This window comes from Segatella baroniae DSM 16972 = JCM 13447 (genome assembly GCF_000426585.1).
In the GTDB taxonomy this organism is placed as follows: Bacteria; Bacteroidota; Bacteroidia; order Bacteroidales; family Bacteroidaceae; genus Prevotella; species Prevotella baroniae.
This window is the reverse complement of record NZ_AUFQ01000003.1, coordinates 147,660-162,249: the sequence shown is the minus strand read 5'-3', so window position 1 is coordinate 162,249 and position 14,590 is coordinate 147,660. Positions and strand designations below refer to the sequence as shown.

The window sequence follows — 14,590 nt, the reverse complement described above, 5'->3', positions numbered from 1 at the left end:
TTAATTTTTGATTGTTAATAAAACTCCCTTTGTGTCATCAGGGAGATTGGAGAGATGGGCAAATGTCGTGCCATCATGTTTCTTTTGTGTCGGGAAAGTCTATTTGAAAAGCTCCAGAATCTCGTCAATGATTTTGCCAAGCCCCTTTTCTGTCGTGCTGTCGGCCTCTTCCGCCACCTTCTTCTTCACCATGTCGCCGATGGAATTGACGATTTTGTCCTTGGCTTTCTTGGGTATTTGTTCCGTAGCCTCATCGCTTTCACCACTTTCAGGCGCTTCGGTTCCATTCTCATCATCAGACTTTTGTCCGTCCACCGCTTCGCTTTCGTTCGTTTGATTCAGCATTTTGAGCTTCTTCCTGCCCAATGCCCTGGCAATGTCGTCATCGTTCAGCGTGATGACTTTGCCCAGAATGCCATACGAAACCGTATGTTCCTTGTCGTTCCAGGCGACGGTCGTCTTCGAGAAGAAGATGTAATTATGATATTCCAAGGCCTCGCTGAGCGCGTTGATGATACTCCCGGTCATCATCCGGCTGACCAACCGCATGCCGACAGAGAAGACATCGTCGCCCGTATCGGTCGTTTTCGCGTTCATGAAAACGTTCAGGCGGTCGCCGATTGCGTCTTGATGTTCACGCTTGCTGGGGTTGGTGAAAGCGAAAAGAAGCGCAATCACGACGAGCAGTGCCGCGATGATTTTGCCCAATGGTCTCTTTTCCTTGGACTTTTGTGGCAGCAGAGGCTCCTGGTAGGGCTGATTCACATTCGGTTGCCGCCCGCCGGCTGCAGGGACGGCATGTTCCTGCGGGTTGAAGGGCGGTGGGGTGGCGGCGGGTTGGGTGTTGAAGAGGAGGTTCTTGAGTTCCTCCACCTGCCATGCCGGCGTCCAGTTGGCCATTCCTTCGCCCCACACCAGCGTCTCGGAACAGATTCCCTTCGCCTTCAACTCTTCTATGCTGAAGGGGCCGGCTTGTCGGTTGTCTTCTATGATAAAGTATTTCATCTTGCTTTTCAGTTCGTTTTACAGCTACATATTTATATAAACAATTCTTCAAAGTGGTCGCTCAATTGGGTCATCCTCCGATAAACGACATGCGCGCCCGCATCGTAGAGCACCTTGTCGGGCAGCGGTCCGCTGTTGACGCCTATCGTGAAGATACCGGCCGAAGCCCCGGCCCTGACACCCAGAGGCGCGTTCTCGACGACGACAGCCTCCCATGGGTGCAGTCCGCCGGCCTTCCGAAGTCCCATCAGGTATGGGGCGGGATGCGGCTTGCCCCGCTCCACGTCGTATGCCGTCACGATATGGTCTTTGGAGAGATAATCGCCAAAGTCGCGAATCAGCCTTTCTATCAATGGTTTTTGCCCGCTTCCGGTAACCACGTTGACGCTCATGCCATGGCGGAAAGCCTGCTCCATCACCTCTATGACGCCATCGAAGACCGGCGCTTCGGGCATGTTGTGGAATATATGGGTCTTGACATCGTACATTTTCTGCGCCTCTTCGAGCGAAATTTCCTGCCCTTTCTGCGCCTTCACGAAGTGCCGTATCGTGTCGATACCGCGTGCACCTTCGGTCGCGTAGGCGTCTTCGGCCGTCATCTTGACATCGAATTGCGCCATGCTTTGCCGCCAGGCGACGGCATGGTGGGGCATGCTGTCGTAGAGCACACCGTCCATGTCAAAGAGAACGGCCTTGGGACAGAATCGCCCAAAGCCGTGTTCTCCTAAGTATTGTTTGATTTTTTCTTCGAGCATGGTCTACAATCTCTCACGAATGGCCTTGCTCTCTGCCTCATAACCGGGCTTGTCGAGTAGCGCAAACATGTTCTTCTTGTAAGCCTCCACGCCCGGTTGGTTGAACGGATTGACACCTTGGAGCAAGCCGCTGACGCCGCATGCCCGCTCGAAGAAGTAGATGAGCTGGCCCAAGTAGTACTCCGTCAGTTCCGGCATGTTGATGAGGATGTTGGGAACGCCGCCGTCCACGTGTGCCATGCGTGTGCCCAGTTCGGCCATCTTGTTGACTTCGTCCACCCGTTTGCCTTCCAGGAAGTTGAGACCGTCGAGGTTTTCGTCGTCATGGGGGAAGTCGAGTTTGTGCTGTGGCGTCTCAACGGAGATTACTGTCTCAAAGATAGAGCGCTCGCCTTCCTGAATCCATTGGCCCATTGAGTGGAGATCTGTTGTGAAGTCGCAGGCTGCGGGGAAAATACCCTTCAGATCCTTGCCCTCGCTTTCACCGTAGAGTTGCTTCCACCATTCGGCCATGAAATGGAGTTTGGGCTGGAAGTTGGCCACAATCTCGATTTTCTTGCCGGCCTGCGTGTAGAGAGCCTGGCGTGTGGCGGCGTAGCGTGCGGCCATGTTTTCGGCAAATGGCACGTCCTTGCCGCACGCCTTCTCCATGTCGGCGGCACCCTTGACAAGCGCTTTCATGTCGAAGCCGGCGCAGGCGATAGGCAATAGGCCCACAGGTGTGAGCACCGAGAAGCGTCCACCCACGTTGTCGGGGATGACGAAGCTCTTGTATCCCTCCTTGTCGGCGCAGGTGCGGGCAGCCCCTTTCTTGGCGTCGGTGACGGCAACGATGACGTCGCGTGCCTCTTCCTTGCCGCGCTGGGCCTCGCATTGTTTCTTCAGCAGGCGGAAGGTGAGCGCCGTTTCGGTCGTGGTTCCCGACTTCGATATGTTGATGACACCGAACTTCTTGTCTTTCAGATAAGTGGTCAGCTCGTAGAGATAATCTTCGCCGATGTTGTTGCCGGCAAAGAGAATCGTAGGATTCGTGCGGTCGTCGGCAAGCCATGCGAAGCTGTTGCCCAAGGCCTCGATAACCGCGCGTGCGCCAAGGTAGGAACCGCCGATGCCGGCCACCACGATTACTTCGCATTTCTTGCGCAGCGTGTCGGCTACAACCTGTATTTCATTGAGAAATTCTTCGCTAATTCCGGATGGCAAATGCAGCCAACCCAAGAAATCATTGCCGGCACAAGTGCCATTTTCGAGTGCTTCCTGCGCGTCTTTTACCTTTGCTTCGTATGCCTCTACGGCACCCTTGGTAAGAAACTGTTTAGCTTTTGTAATGTCTAATGTGATACTTTTCATTGTTGTTTGTATTTATAATCCGGACAAGACGCTGTCGTCTGTCGGATCATGGGTTGATTATTGTAAACGATTGGCCAGTTGTGGAATCACGAGCGACGCCCCTTGGCGTTCGTAGAGAATGCTGTAGACGGCGTCGAGGATGGGCATGTCCACCCGCATGTGGCCGTTGATTTCCTTCATGCACTTGGTGCCATAGTAGCCCTCGGCCACCATCTCCATCTCTATCTGCGCGCTTTTCACTGAATAGCCCTTGCCGATCATCGTCCCGAAAGTGCGGTTGCGGCTGAAATTGCTGTAGCAAGTCACCAGCAAGTCGCCGATGTACGCGCTGTCGTCGACGCAGCGTTGGGCCGGATAGGCCGCCTTGAGGAAGCGTCCCATCTCCTGCGCCGCGTTGGCAATGAGCACTGCCAGGAAGTTGTCGCCGTACTTCATGCCGTGGCAAATGCCGGCGGCGATGGCATAGACGTTCTTCAACACCGCCGCATACTCTATGCCGATGATGTCGGTCGAGGTCTTGGTCTTGATGAATTCGCTCGATATGATGTCGGCGAAAGCCTGGGCCTTGGCGATGTCGCTGCATCCTATCGTGAGATAGGAGAGGCGTTCCATGGCCACTTCCTCCGAGTGGGACGGGCCGCCGATGCAGGCAATGCGGTCGTAGGGCACACCCCACACCTGATGGAAGTATTCCGACACCACGATGTTCTCATCGGGAACAATGCCCTTGATGGCCGAAACGATGTTCTTGTCGCGTAGCGACGTGGTGAGTTTCTTCAAGTGATTCTTCAGGTAGGGCGAAGGGGTTACGAACACCAAGGTGTCGTAATCGTCGACGATACGGTTGATGTCGCTTGAGAAATCGACCTCTTCCACGTTGAAATGGGCCGCCATCAAGTAGGCCGGATTGTGCCCCAGACGCTTGAATTCGGCAATCCTGTCGTCGCGACGCATATACCAACCGATGTGATGCGTGTGGCGTATCACAATCTTGGCGATGGCCGTTGCCCACGAACCGCCGCCGATGATGGCTATCTTACCGCAGTTATGCATTGGCCTTGTCTATCCAAGCTTGAAACTCTTCCACGCTCGGCTTCTGATAGTCGAGCTTGTATTTCTTGACAATCTCACCCAACTTCTGCTGCAACCCCTGGGCTTTCTGGTCCCTGATGTCGCTGATGAGGTTGAAACCGGCCTTGCGCAACACGTAGACCCAGTCTTCCGCCACGCCAATCTCGGCCCATTCCTTCATGCTGCTCTGCGGCATTTTGGCCTCGGGCTTCATCTGTGGGAAGAGCAACACTTCCTGAATGAACTCCTTGCCCATCATGAGCATGCACAAACGGTCGATACCTATGCCGATACCCGACGTGGGAGGCATGCCGTATTGCAGCGCACGCAGGAAGTCCTGGTCGATGATCATGGCCTCGTCGTCGCCCTTGTCGGCCAGTTGCATCTGGTCTTTGAAGCGCTCCTCCTGGTCGATGGGGTCGTTGAGCTCCGAGTAGGCGTTGGCCAATTCCTTGCCGTTGACCATCAGTTCGAAGCGTTCGGTCAGTCCCGGCTTCGAACGGTGCATCTTGGTGAGTGGGCTCATCTCCACGGGATAGTCGGTAATGAAGGTGGGCTGGATGAAGGTTCCTTCGCAGAACTCGCCGAAAATCTCGTCGATCAACTTGCCCTTTCCGAAGGTCTCGTCTATGGTTTCCATCTTCAAGTCGACCGTGGCGATCTTGCGAATCTCGTCTTCCGTCTTGTCGCTGAGGTCGAAACCGGTCTTCTCCTTGATGGCGTCGAGGATGGGCAGACGGCGGAACGGGGCCTTGAAAGAGATGACATTGTCGCCGTTACGCACTTCGGTGCTGCCGTTGTTCACGGCCTTACAGATGGTTTCGAGCAGTTGTTCGGTGAAGTTCATCATCCAGTTGTAGTCCTTGTACTGCACGTAGAGTTCCATGCAGGTGAACTCCGGGTTGTGAAACTTGTCCATACCCTCGTTGCGGAAGTTCTTTCCAATCTCGTAGACGCCCTCGAATCCACCCACGATGAGCCGCTTCAGATACAGTTCGGTGGCGATACGCATGTACATGTCGACGTTGAGCGCGTTGAAATGGGTGATGAACGGGCGGGCCGAAGCACCGCCGGGAATGCTCTGAAGGGTAGGGGTCTCCACCTCGGTGTAGCCGTGTTCGTCGAAGAAGTTGCGCATGGTGCGCAGCACGGTGGCCCGCTTGAGGAACGTGTCCTTCACGCCGTCGTTCACGACGAGGTCCACGTAGCGTTGGCGGGCCCGCATCTCGGGGTCGTCGAACTTGTCGTAGGCCACGCCGTCCTTGTACTTCACGATGGGCAGCGGCTTGAGACTCTTGCTCAACAAGGTCAGTTCCAGCGCATGGACACTGATCTCTCCGGTCTGAGTCTTGAACACAAAGCCTTTCACGCCAATGATATCACCGATGTCGAGCAGCTTCTTGAACACCTTGTTATATAAGTCCTTGTCTTCGCCCGGGCAGATTTCGTCGCGCGAAACATATACTTGAATCCTTCCTTTGCTATCCTGAAGCTCTGCGAAACTGGCCTTTCCCATCACCCGCCGGCTCATCATGCGGCCGGCAATCACAACCTCTCTTTTCTCATCTTCGCTGTAAAGATCCTTTATATCGGTAGAAAAAGCGTTGGTGGGAAACTCGGCTGCGGGGTATGGGTCAATGCCCATGTCGCGCAATTCTTGGAGACTTTGCCTGCGCACAATCTCCTGTTCACTTAACTCTAATACGTTCATAGTTTTAAATAGAATATATTCTTTATGGTTGCGAAGTTACTAATATTTTTTGATATTGGGGCTTTTTTCAATGTTTATCTATATTAATTAAGGTGCAAAGCATGTCTTTGGCTGGCTGTTTTGTCAACTTTCTTCATGTAAAAAACGCTTGTTTGAACTGTGTCATCCAGCTGTTTGCAAGTCCGATGTGGCGCTTTCTGCGCGCAAAGAAGCGGTGGTCGCAAGCTCCTCATGCGTCTTTTTCAGCTTGAAAAGGCCCTTTCTCCGCTCTCAAAGCAGGCTTTCCGTGCTGTCACCGCCGCGCTTTGGCGTCGTAAAAGCACGACGATTGGAGTGCAAAAGCACAGCCGTTGGAAACGTGTCTCGCGGCAATGAAGGTGAGAATGATGGCAAGTATCTGATTCACAATGCGATGCGCAAGTCTTGAAAGGTGCCGTTTTTCGGGCTGAAATGCTTTTCTTTGAAAACAATCGATTGTACGGAAGCCTTTTGTCAATATTTTTCACAGCAATGACAGGGGGCTTTCCACCCGGCGATGCTCCATCCGTCAACGCTCTTTGGCACGCTCTTTGCTTATCTCTGGGCAGAAATAACAATTTAAAATCATATTATGCAAAAAGGAAACATTGGGGTTACAACCGAGAACATCTTCCCTGTCATCAAAAAGTTTCTCTATTCCGACCATGAAATCTTCCTGCGCGAGATGGTGTCGAACGCCGTCGACGCCACGCAGAAGATGAAGACGCTGGCCGAACGTGGTGATTTCAGCGGCGAACTGGGCGACCTGACCGTCCGAATCAGCCTGGACAAGGAGAACAAGACCTTGACCATCAGCGACCGTGGTATCGGCATGACGGCAGAGGAGATTGACAAGTATATCAATCAGATAGCCTTCTCGGGTGTCACCGACTTTCTGGACAAATACAAGGACAACGCCAATGCCATCATCGGCCATTTCGGACTGGGATTCTACTCGGCCTTCATGGTGGCCGACAAGGTGGAAATCATCACCCGTAGCTACAAGGAAGGCAGCCAGGCGGTGAAGTGGAGTTGCGACGGAAGTCCCTCGTTCGAGATTGACGAGACGGAGAAGGCCGACCGTGGTTCGGACATCGTTCTGCATATTTCGGACGACTGCGCCGAGTTTTTGGAGAAAAACAAGATTGAAGAGCTGCTCAACAAATATTGCAAGTTCCTCATCGTGCCGGTGGCTTTCGGCAAGAAGACCGAATGGAAGGACGGCAAGCAGGTGGAAACGGCCGAGGACAACATTATTAATAATGTGGAACCGCTGTGGGTGAAGGCTCCCAGCACGCTGAAGGACGAAGACTACAAGAGCTTCTACCGCACGCTTTATCCCATGCAGGACGAGCCGTTGTTCTGGATTCACCTGAATGTGGACTATCCTTTCAACCTGACGGGCATTCTGTATTTCCCCCGCGTGCATTCCAACATCGAACTTCAGCGCAACAAGATTCAGCTCTATTGCAACCAGGTGTTCGTCACCGACCAGGTGGAGGGTATCGTGCCCGAGTTCCTGACGCTGCTGCATGGTGTCATCGATTCGCCCGACATTCCGTTGAACGTCAGCCGCAGTTATTTGCAGAGCGACGCCAACGTGAAGAAAATCAGCACCTACATCACCAAGAAGGTGTCCGACCGGCTGCAAAGCATTTTCAAGGAAGACCGCAAGCAGTACGAGGAGAAGTGGGACAGCCTGAAACTCTTCATCAACTATGGCATGCTGTCACAGCCCGACTTCTACGATCGCGCCAAGGATTTCACGCTGTTGAAGAGCGTGGACGGCAAGTATTTCACCTTCGAGGAGTACAAGTCGCTCATCCAGAGTGAACAAACCGACAAGGACGGCAACCTGATTTATCTCTACGCCACCAACAAGGACGACCAATACAGCTATATTGAGGCTGCCCGCAACAAGGGTTACAGCGTGCTGTTGATGGATGGCGAGCTTGACGTTCCCATGACGTCGATGCTTGAACAGAAGTTGGAGAAGAGCCGCTTCACCCGTGTTGACTCCGACATCATCGACCGCATCATCGTGAAGGAAGACGCCAAAGCAAGCAACCTGACCGATGACGAGCGTGACAATTTGTCAGAAGTGTTCCGCAGCCAAATGCCTAAACTCGACAAGGCGGAGTTCGGCGTGGAGGTGGAAGCGCTGGGAGAGACGGCTCAACCGGTTGTCATCACGCAGAACGAATATATGCGTCGCATGAAGGAAATGAGCCATTTCCAAGCCGGCATGAACTTTTACGCCCAAATGCCCGACAGCTATATGATGGTACTCAACAGCGACCACAAGCTGGTAAAGCAGGTGCTTGAAGACACCGGTAAGGCTACGGCCGAGCAGTTGAAGCCCGTCTTGAGCGAAATCAAGGGGCAGCAGGCACGTCTGTCTGCGCTCCGTCAGAGTCAGGACAAGAAGAAAGCGGAGGAAATCACGCAGGAGGAGAAGGACGACCTGGCCAACACAGAGAAGACGTTGCAGGACGAGCGTGCCAAGAAGCGCGACATTCTCGCGACTTATGCCAAGGGCAATGCCGTCGTTCATCAGCTGATAGACTTGGCTTTGCTGCAAAACGGCATGCTGAAGGGTGCTTCTCTGGACGCCTTCCTCAAGCGGAGTGTCGATTTGATAGGGTAAATATGCGCGTCATATACACGCTGTAATATTTATTTGATAAAATGAGTGCAAACATTTGGTAGTTACAGAAAAAGTAGCTACCTTTGCACTCGCAAATCAGAAATTTGGCTCCGTAGCTCAACTGAATAGAGCATCTGACTACGGATCAGAAGGTTCCGGGTTTGAATCCCAGCGGAGTCACTTTTCTTGAAGCGCAGACAACAATGGTTTTGGCTTCGTAGCTCAACTGAATAGAGCATCTGACTACGGATCAGAAGGTTCCGGGTTTGAATCCCAGCGAAGTCACCGTCAAGAGGTTCTCAACGATGAGAACCTCTTTTATTATTATCAATGCCATACATATTAAGGTGAGATGTATATAAAAAGCGTTGTTTGCTTGGAATTTCTTCATGCACAAACAACGCTTTTAGGGATTTGACATACCATTGGGTTCGCTTTTGCGAATCGAACGGTATGTGATTTTGTCTTATTTCACCGGGACATTCTTGAGTATTTCAAGCAAGTGGTCCCAAACCATCTGTACGGTAGGGATGTGGAGTCGCTCTTCGGGTGTATGTACGTAGCGGAGTGTCGGGCCGAACGATACCATATCAAGGTTGGGGTAGCGTTCGGAAAAGAGGCCGCACTCAAGACCGGCGTGAATGCCTTTCACCTCCGGGTCCTTGCCGAAAAGCTTCTTATAGGCGTCAACGGCCAGTTGGGTCAGCTTGCTGTTGGGATTCATCTTCCATGCAGGATAACCGTCGTTTTGAATGACCTGTGCTCCGGCCAACTGGAATACAGCTTTGATGGTGTTGCACTGGTTGTCGAGGTTGCTCATCACATTGCTGCGCTGTGACGCAAGAATCTCGATTTTGTCCTCAAAAGTCTTGACTACAGCCACATTGCTGGAGGTTTCGACCATGCCGGCCAAGGCTTCGTCCTGACACATGGAGAAGATTCCATTGTCGACAGCCTGTAAAGCTTGTATGAGTTTGCGGCCGACACCTTCTGGAAGAACCGGGGTGGCTTCTGTGCTGCCCATGTTGAAAACCATGGTCGTGTCGGTAACGTGGAACTCGTCTTCAACGTTGTGCGTGAAGATGTTCCAGTCTGCCCGAACGTTCTCTTTCTCGTTTGCGGGAACGGCGAATACAACCTTGCCGTCACGAGGTATCGCGTTATGGAGTTTTCCCGAGTTGAAACTTGCAAGGCGCAGGTCGGTCTTCTCCTGTTCGATGTAAAGGAAACGCGTCAGTACTTTGATGGCATTGGCGCGCATCTTGTTGATGTCGTCGCCGGAGTGTCCACCGGTAAGCCCCTTCAAGGATATCTCGAAAAAGAAGTAGTTGTCGGGAGCAGCCTCGCGATTGAAGTTGAAGGTGGCAGTCGTACTGCGGCCGCCGGCACAGGAAACAAATATCTGTCCTTCATCTTCAGAGTCCAAGTTGATGAGCCAGTCACCCGTCATGAAACCGGCCTTCATTCCCATGGCGCCGGTGAGCTGCGTCTCTTCGTCGCGGGTGAATACACATTCCAAAGGACCATGCTCAAAATCGTTGCTTTCAAGCACTGCCAGCTCGATGGCGCAACCTATTCCGTCGTCGGCACCTAATGTTGTTCCTTTGGCTTTCAGCCATTCTCCGTCCACGTAGGTTTGAATGGCGTCGTTATTGAAATCGAAATCAACGTCAACAAGTTTGTCGCACACCATGTCCATGTGGCTTTGCAGGATGACCGTAGGACGGTTTTCATAGCCAGGTGTGGCAGGTTTGCGAATCAGTACGTTGCCCGTTTCATCGACTTTTGTTTCAAGATTATGTTGCTGTCCAAACTGTTTGAGGTAGTCGATCATCTTTTCCTCATGCTTGGAAGGGCGGGGGATGGTATTGATTTTCGCAAATTGTTCAAACACACTGGCGGGTTGTAATACGTTTTTTTCCATAATATAATCGTTAATTCGTTATTTTCTTATTAAGATTCGGTCGATGGCCAGTTGAACAAAAATGGATGATTTATTTTTGTTATTCCATCAATTTGCACTATCTTTGCACCTATATCTTCATAAGATGTAGTGCAAAATTAGCAAAAATGATAGAAACACTCCTTCTGAGCATGTTAATAATTGCTATATGTATGGCTTTATTATCTATCAAACTGTTGTTCAAGAAGAACGGCAGATTCTCTTCACAGCATATTCATGACAATCCCGGACTACGAAAGCAAGGCATTCATTGCGTGATAGACCAGGACAAGGAGGCCCGCAGAAAACGGCGTGTCTCTTCTTAGATGTGTGACAATATAGAAATCGCAACAAAAATATGAAAAGAAAAAACATGATCAGCAGTCTGACAATGGCTGCAATGGTAACGATGGCCATGGCTTCTTGTAACCAGTCGAGTCCGAAAATGGATTCAAAAGCAGATGTAGAACAGAATGCGCCGGCCAGTCTCAAGATTGCCTATGTAGAGGTTGACAGTATCATGTCGCAGTATACATTCTGCAAAGATTATTCTCTGATACTGCAGAAGAAGGGGCAGAACATCCAGAACACGCTGGCCTCCAAGCAACAGCAGTTGCAGGCGGCTGCTGCCAATTTCCAACAGAAAGTGCAGCAGAATGCCTATACGCGTGAACAGGCAGAAGCCATCCAGGCAGGTTTGCAGAAGCAAAACAACGACCTTCAGGCCCTGAACCAGCGTCTGAGTACAGAATTTCAGACAGAGACCGACAAGTATAACATGGCCTTGCGCGATAGCATTCAGAATTTCTTGAAAGTCTATAATCAGGACAAGAAGTTCAGCATCATCTTCAGTAAGCAGGGTGATAATCTCTTGTATGCCGACAAAGCCTACGACATTACCAAAGAGGTGATTGCCGGTTTGAACAAGGCTTACAAACCATCCGCAAAGACTGTTGCCAAGGAAGAAAAGAAATGATATCTAATAGAATATGACTCGTAAAGAAAGATACGAATTCATATTGCACCATTTTAGAAGTACGCTGCCTGTTGTAACGACTGAGTTGCAATTTGGCAGCGCATTTCAGTTGTTGGTGGCAACATTGCTGAGTGCGCAATGTACGGACAAGCGAATCAATCAAATCACTCCCGAGTTGTTCAGACACTATCCCGATGCGGAGTCAATGGCGAAAGCAGAGGTGGAAGACGTCTTTGAGTATGTGAAGAGCGTAAGCTACCCAAACGCGAAGAGCCGTCATTTGGTGGAAATGTCTCGAATGATTGTAGAGAAGTTTGGTGGAGAAGTTCCCGACAACATGGCGCAATTGACGATGTTGCCGGGCGTAGGGCGTAAAACCGCCAATGTGATTCAGGCCGTTTGGTTCGGTAAAGCCACGATGGCTGTCGACACGCATGTCTATCGGGTCAGCCATCGGATGGGATTGGTGCCTTCTACGGCTTCGACACCGCAGAAGGTGGAGGAATATCTGGTAAGACACATTCCAAACGAGGATATTCCTAAAGCGCATCATTGGTTGTTGTTGCATGGCAGATATATTTGCCAAAGTCAAAAGCCGAAGTGCGACCAGTGTGAATTTGAAAAGATATGTCCCAAATTGATGAAAAACAGTAAATTGGAATAACGATGGATGCAAGACGGATATTGAAGTATTTGTGTGCAATTGCTGAGAACAATAATCGTGACTGGTATCAGGAACACAAGCCGGAATACCTGGCTGTGCGGAAAGATTTCGAGGAGGGAGTGGCCAAGGCCATTGCACGTTTCGGTTCATTTGACGATGAGATTGCCCATTTGCAGGTGAAGGATTGTACATATCGCTTCAATCGTGACACCCGTTTCTCGCCGGACAAGTCGCCCTACAAGCAACATCTTGGAACTTATATCTGCTCTAAGGGCAAAAAAGCGTTACGTGGCGGCTACTATATTCATTTGGAACCAGGCAACTGCTTGATAGCCGTGGGCAGCTATTGGTTGCCTACGAATATTCTTACGTCGTGTCGGAATGAAATCATGGGCAATATAGACCAATGGCGCAAATGTGTGGAAAACGGCCGGTTTGTCAAATTGTTCGGTTATCCAAACGAAGGAAACTGGGAACAATCAGTGAAAGGATTTGGAATATCTGCCCTCAAGACGTGTCCGTCTGGTTTTCCTAAAGATTATCAGTACATAGCATATCTACGCATGAAAGATTATTGCTGCTGGCACAAAGTGGCGGATGACTTCTTTGAAGGAGATGGCTGGCTGGAGGAAGCCGCACGGATTTTTCAAGTGGCCAAACCCATGATGGACTTCATGAACAATGTGATTGACGACTACGAATAGCATGGGGAGAAATTCGTTTTCTTTTAAGCGTTTTACAATCAGGCATGATCGGTGCGGACAGAAGGTTGGTACGGATGGCGTGTTGTTGGGCGCCTGGGCAAAAGGAGGAAAGCGAATCTTGGACATAGGCACGGGATCGGGATTGATAGCACTGATGATGGCACAGCGATATCCCGAAGCAGATGTCGTTGGAATCGAGATAGATACCGATGCTTATAGACAAGCTGTGGAAAATGTGGAGGCAAGTGGCATGGGTGGACGTATTTTATTATATCCTTCTTCATTGCAATCGTTCGCGCCTTCTCAAATGTTTGATAGTATTGTCAGCAATCCGCCATTCTTTTCTGAATCGTTGAAGGCACCGGATTCCAAAAGGAACTGTGCACGGCATACGGATAGTTTGAGTTTTGAAGAGTTGATTTTGTATACTACCGGCTTGATGGATGAAAACGCCTGCCTGTCGGTAGTCATGCCTACAGACCGGGTTGACACATTTCTGTCAACGGCTCTTTTGAAAGGTTTGAGGCTAAGTCGCAGATGTGATGTGAAAACGGTGGAAAGAAAAATGCCCAAACGCAGTTTGTTGGAACTGACGAATCGGCATGATATTTCATTTGAACATGAAACGCAGGTGCTGGATGAGGGAAACGGATTGCGCAGTGCGTGGTATCAGCAGTTGACAGATGATTTTTATCTTTGACGAAAAGCGTGCTTCAGAGGTTCAGTTTTCGGAGTAACACCTTGTTTACCGCTTGAATCTGCCGACTCTGTTTTTGTATTCCGGCCCTAATGTTATTGAGCTGATTGAAGATTTCACATGCGGTGTTTTGGATAAGATTGGGCTGTCGAAGCTTTTTGTCAGCATGGGAATTGACAATGATGTTGATTCCTTTTTCTACCAATTCCACTTTGATGTCTTCTCCTGTCATGACAGGATCGCCGTCATAATGGATGACCCCCGGGCGAGTCCGATGGATATGGAGCGATTTACACTTGAAACTTTTAATCTTGGAACTCTTGTCCAAGGTTTTGTTGAACATGTCGATACTTATTTGTGGCGCTTCCAGAACATCAAAAGGTTCCATGATGACGACATCGAGCCACCCATCGCTCATTGAAGCCTGTGGCGCAATGTAGGCATTGTTGCCATATTGCGAAGCATTGGCGCAAGAGATAAGAAAGGCTTTGTACCTATATACTCCATTTTCATCCTCAATCGTATAGGTTTCCGGTTTGTAATTGAGCCCTTCCCTGAGGATGTTTTCAACGTAAGAGATAGGGCCCCGTTTGCCGGACTCGGCGAATTTCTGACTTACAAAAGCGTCAAACCCCATACCGCAAGTGCAAAAGAACGGATAACCATTGATGATACCATAGTCAAGCCGGTGGACAACGCATTGGTTGATGACATCAATTGATTTCTTGACATTCATCGGAATCATGAGATGGCGGGCAAGTCCATTGCCGGAGCCACAGGGAATGATGCCAAGCGCAGAATTGGAGTTTATGATTCCTTTTGCCACTTCATTGACGGTGCCGTCGCCCCCTATGGCTACGACAATGTCAATGCCGTCATTCTTGCATTTAGTTGCAATTTCAAACGCGTGACCGGCATGTTCCGTAAGTCGTAATTGATAGTCAAATAGTTTTTTATCAATGTGTTGTTCTATAAGATCGGGTATGCCGGCCTTGCTGGTAGTGCCGGAAATGGGGTTCATGATAAAAACAATCTTTTTCTTCATCTTTC

13 protein-coding genes and 2 tRNA genes are annotated in these 14,590 nt (G+C 50.3%); 8 read left to right on the top strand and 7 right to left on the bottom strand.

What is annotated here, in order from left to right; all coding sequences use genetic code 11:
• Positions 1-99: 99 nt before the first annotated feature.
• Genes K334_RS0103750 through lysS form a run of 5 tightly spaced genes read right to left on the bottom strand, consistent with a single transcriptional unit; the run spans position 100 to position 5,892 of the window.
• Positions 100-1,005, bottom strand: a complete 906-nt coding sequence (locus K334_RS0103750) for a GYF domain-containing protein (protein WP_025880777.1) — start codon at positions 1,003-1,005, stop codon at positions 100-102.
• Positions 1,006-1,037: 32 nt separating this feature from the next.
• Positions 1,038-1,760: an inorganic diphosphatase gene (locus K334_RS0103745; RefSeq protein WP_027444537.1), complete on the bottom strand. Its 723-nt coding sequence runs from the start codon at positions 1,758-1,760 to the stop codon at positions 1,038-1,040.
• A 3-nt stretch (positions 1,761-1,763) separates the two neighbouring features.
• Positions 1,764-3,110, bottom strand: coding sequence for a glucose-6-phosphate isomerase (locus tag K334_RS0103740; RefSeq protein ID WP_025880778.1), 1,347 nt, complete (start codon positions 3,108-3,110; stop codon positions 1,764-1,766).
• A gap of 57 nt (positions 3,111-3,167) precedes the next feature.
• Positions 3,168-4,163: an NAD(P)H-dependent glycerol-3-phosphate dehydrogenase gene (locus tag K334_RS13440; RefSeq protein WP_025880779.1), complete on the bottom strand. Its 996-nt coding sequence runs from the start codon at positions 4,161-4,163 to the stop codon at positions 3,168-3,170.
• On the bottom strand, positions 4,156-5,892 hold the full coding sequence (gene lysS / locus K334_RS0103730; protein WP_027444536.1) for a lysine--tRNA ligase: 1,737 nt from the start codon (positions 5,890-5,892) through the stop codon (positions 4,156-4,158). The genes K334_RS13440 and lysS overlap by 8 nt, the downstream gene beginning before the upstream one ends.
• Before the next feature lie 610 nt (positions 5,893-6,502).
• Between lysS and htpG the strand changes: the two genes are divergently transcribed.
• The 3 genes from htpG to K334_RS0103715 all read left to right on the top strand — a co-directional run bounded on the left by htpG (position 6,503) and on the right by K334_RS0103715 (position 8,842).
• Positions 6,503-8,557 (top strand): molecular chaperone HtpG, encoded by a 2,055-nt coding sequence (gene htpG, locus K334_RS0103725; RefSeq protein ID WP_025880780.1) that lies wholly within the window; start codon positions 6,503-6,505, stop codon positions 8,555-8,557.
• Between the two features lie 106 nt (positions 8,558-8,663).
• Positions 8,664-8,737, top strand: a tRNA-Arg gene (locus K334_RS0103720).
• A gap of 31 nt (positions 8,738-8,768) precedes the next feature.
• A tRNA-Arg gene (locus tag K334_RS0103715) sits at positions 8,769-8,842 on the top strand.
• Between the two features lie 181 nt (positions 8,843-9,023).
• Here K334_RS0103715 and K334_RS0103710 read toward each other — a convergent pair.
• Complete coding sequence (locus K334_RS0103710; RefSeq protein WP_025880781.1) at positions 9,024-10,481, bottom strand: aminoacyl-histidine dipeptidase; 1,458 nt, start codon at positions 10,479-10,481, stop codon at positions 9,024-9,026.
• A 146-nt stretch (positions 10,482-10,627) separates the two neighbouring features.
• Here K334_RS0103710 and K334_RS14375 point away from each other — a divergent pair, with 146 nt between their 5' ends.
• The 5 genes from K334_RS14375 to K334_RS0103690 are packed head-to-tail and all read left to right on the top strand — an operon-like array spanning position 10,628 to position 13,543.
• Positions 10,628-10,825 (top strand): hypothetical protein, encoded by a 198-nt coding sequence (locus tag K334_RS14375; RefSeq protein ID WP_025880782.1) that lies wholly within the window; start codon positions 10,628-10,630, stop codon positions 10,823-10,825.
• 32 nt (positions 10,826-10,857) lie between these two features.
• The gene (locus tag K334_RS0103705; RefSeq protein ID WP_021588501.1) at positions 10,858-11,475 is read left to right on the top strand and encodes an OmpH/Skp family outer membrane protein; all 618 of its coding nucleotides are present in this window, start codon (positions 10,858-10,860) and stop codon (positions 11,473-11,475) included.
• A 13-nt stretch (positions 11,476-11,488) separates the two neighbouring features.
• Positions 11,489-12,139 (top strand): endonuclease III, encoded by a 651-nt coding sequence (gene nth / locus K334_RS0103700; protein ID WP_025880783.1) that lies wholly within the window; start codon positions 11,489-11,491, stop codon positions 12,137-12,139.
• Between the two features lie 2 nt (positions 12,140-12,141).
• Positions 12,142-12,843 carry a DUF2461 domain-containing protein gene (locus tag K334_RS0103695; RefSeq protein WP_025880784.1) on the top strand — a complete coding sequence of 234 codons (702 nt, stop codon included), beginning with the start codon at positions 12,142-12,144 and terminating at the stop codon, positions 12,841-12,843.
• 1 nt (position 12,844) lies between these two features.
• Positions 12,845-13,543, top strand: a complete 699-nt coding sequence (locus tag K334_RS0103690; protein WP_025880785.1) for a tRNA1(Val) (adenine(37)-N6)-methyltransferase — start codon at positions 12,845-12,847, stop codon at positions 13,541-13,543.
• Between the two features lie 13 nt (positions 13,544-13,556).
• Here K334_RS0103690 and K334_RS0103685 read toward each other — a convergent pair whose 3' ends face one another.
• Positions 13,557-14,585 (bottom strand): diacylglycerol/lipid kinase family protein, encoded by a 1,029-nt coding sequence (locus K334_RS0103685; protein WP_021588460.1) that lies wholly within the window; start codon positions 14,583-14,585, stop codon positions 13,557-13,559.
• Positions 14,586-14,590: the final 5 nt, after the last annotated feature.

Bases quoted from the DNA above. Each gene is read 5' to 3' on its own strand.
- nth (WP_025880783.1), top strand. From the start codon at position 11,489: ATGACTCGTAAAGAAAGATACGAATTCATATTGCACCATTTTAGAAGT.
- lysS (WP_027444536.1), bottom strand. From the start codon at position 5,892: ATGAACGTATTAGAGTTAAGTGAACAGGAGATTGTGCGCAGGCAAAGT.
- K334_RS0103705 (WP_021588501.1), top strand. From the start codon at position 10,858: ATGAAAAGAAAAAACATGATCAGCAGTCTGACAATGGCTGCAATGGTA.
- K334_RS13440 (WP_025880779.1), bottom strand. From the start codon at position 4,163: ATGCATAACTGCGGTAAGATAGCCATCATCGGCGGCGGTTCGTGGGCA.
- htpG (WP_025880780.1), top strand. From the start codon at position 6,503: ATGCAAAAAGGAAACATTGGGGTTACAACCGAGAACATCTTCCCTGTC.
- K334_RS14375 (WP_025880782.1), top strand. From the start codon at position 10,628: ATGATAGAAACACTCCTTCTGAGCATGTTAATAATTGCTATATGTATG.
- K334_RS0103695 (WP_025880784.1), top strand. From the start codon at position 12,142: ATGGATGCAAGACGGATATTGAAGTATTTGTGTGCAATTGCTGAGAAC.
- K334_RS0103690 (WP_025880785.1), top strand. From the start codon at position 12,845: ATGGGGAGAAATTCGTTTTCTTTTAAGCGTTTTACAATCAGGCATGAT.
- K334_RS0103745 (WP_027444537.1), bottom strand. From the start codon at position 1,760: ATGCTCGAAGAAAAAATCAAACAATACTTAGGAGAACACGGCTTTGGG.
- K334_RS0103740 (WP_025880778.1), bottom strand. From the start codon at position 3,110: ATGAAAAGTATCACATTAGACATTACAAAAGCTAAACAGTTTCTTACC.
- K334_RS0103710 (WP_025880781.1), bottom strand. From the start codon at position 10,481: ATGGAAAAAAACGTATTACAACCCGCCAGTGTGTTTGAACAATTTGCG.
- K334_RS0103685 (WP_021588460.1), bottom strand. From the start codon at position 14,585: ATGAAGAAAAAGATTGTTTTTATCATGAACCCCATTTCCGGCACTACC.
- K334_RS0103750 (WP_025880777.1), bottom strand. From the start codon at position 1,005: ATGAAATACTTTATCATAGAAGACAACCGACAAGCCGGCCCCTTCAGC.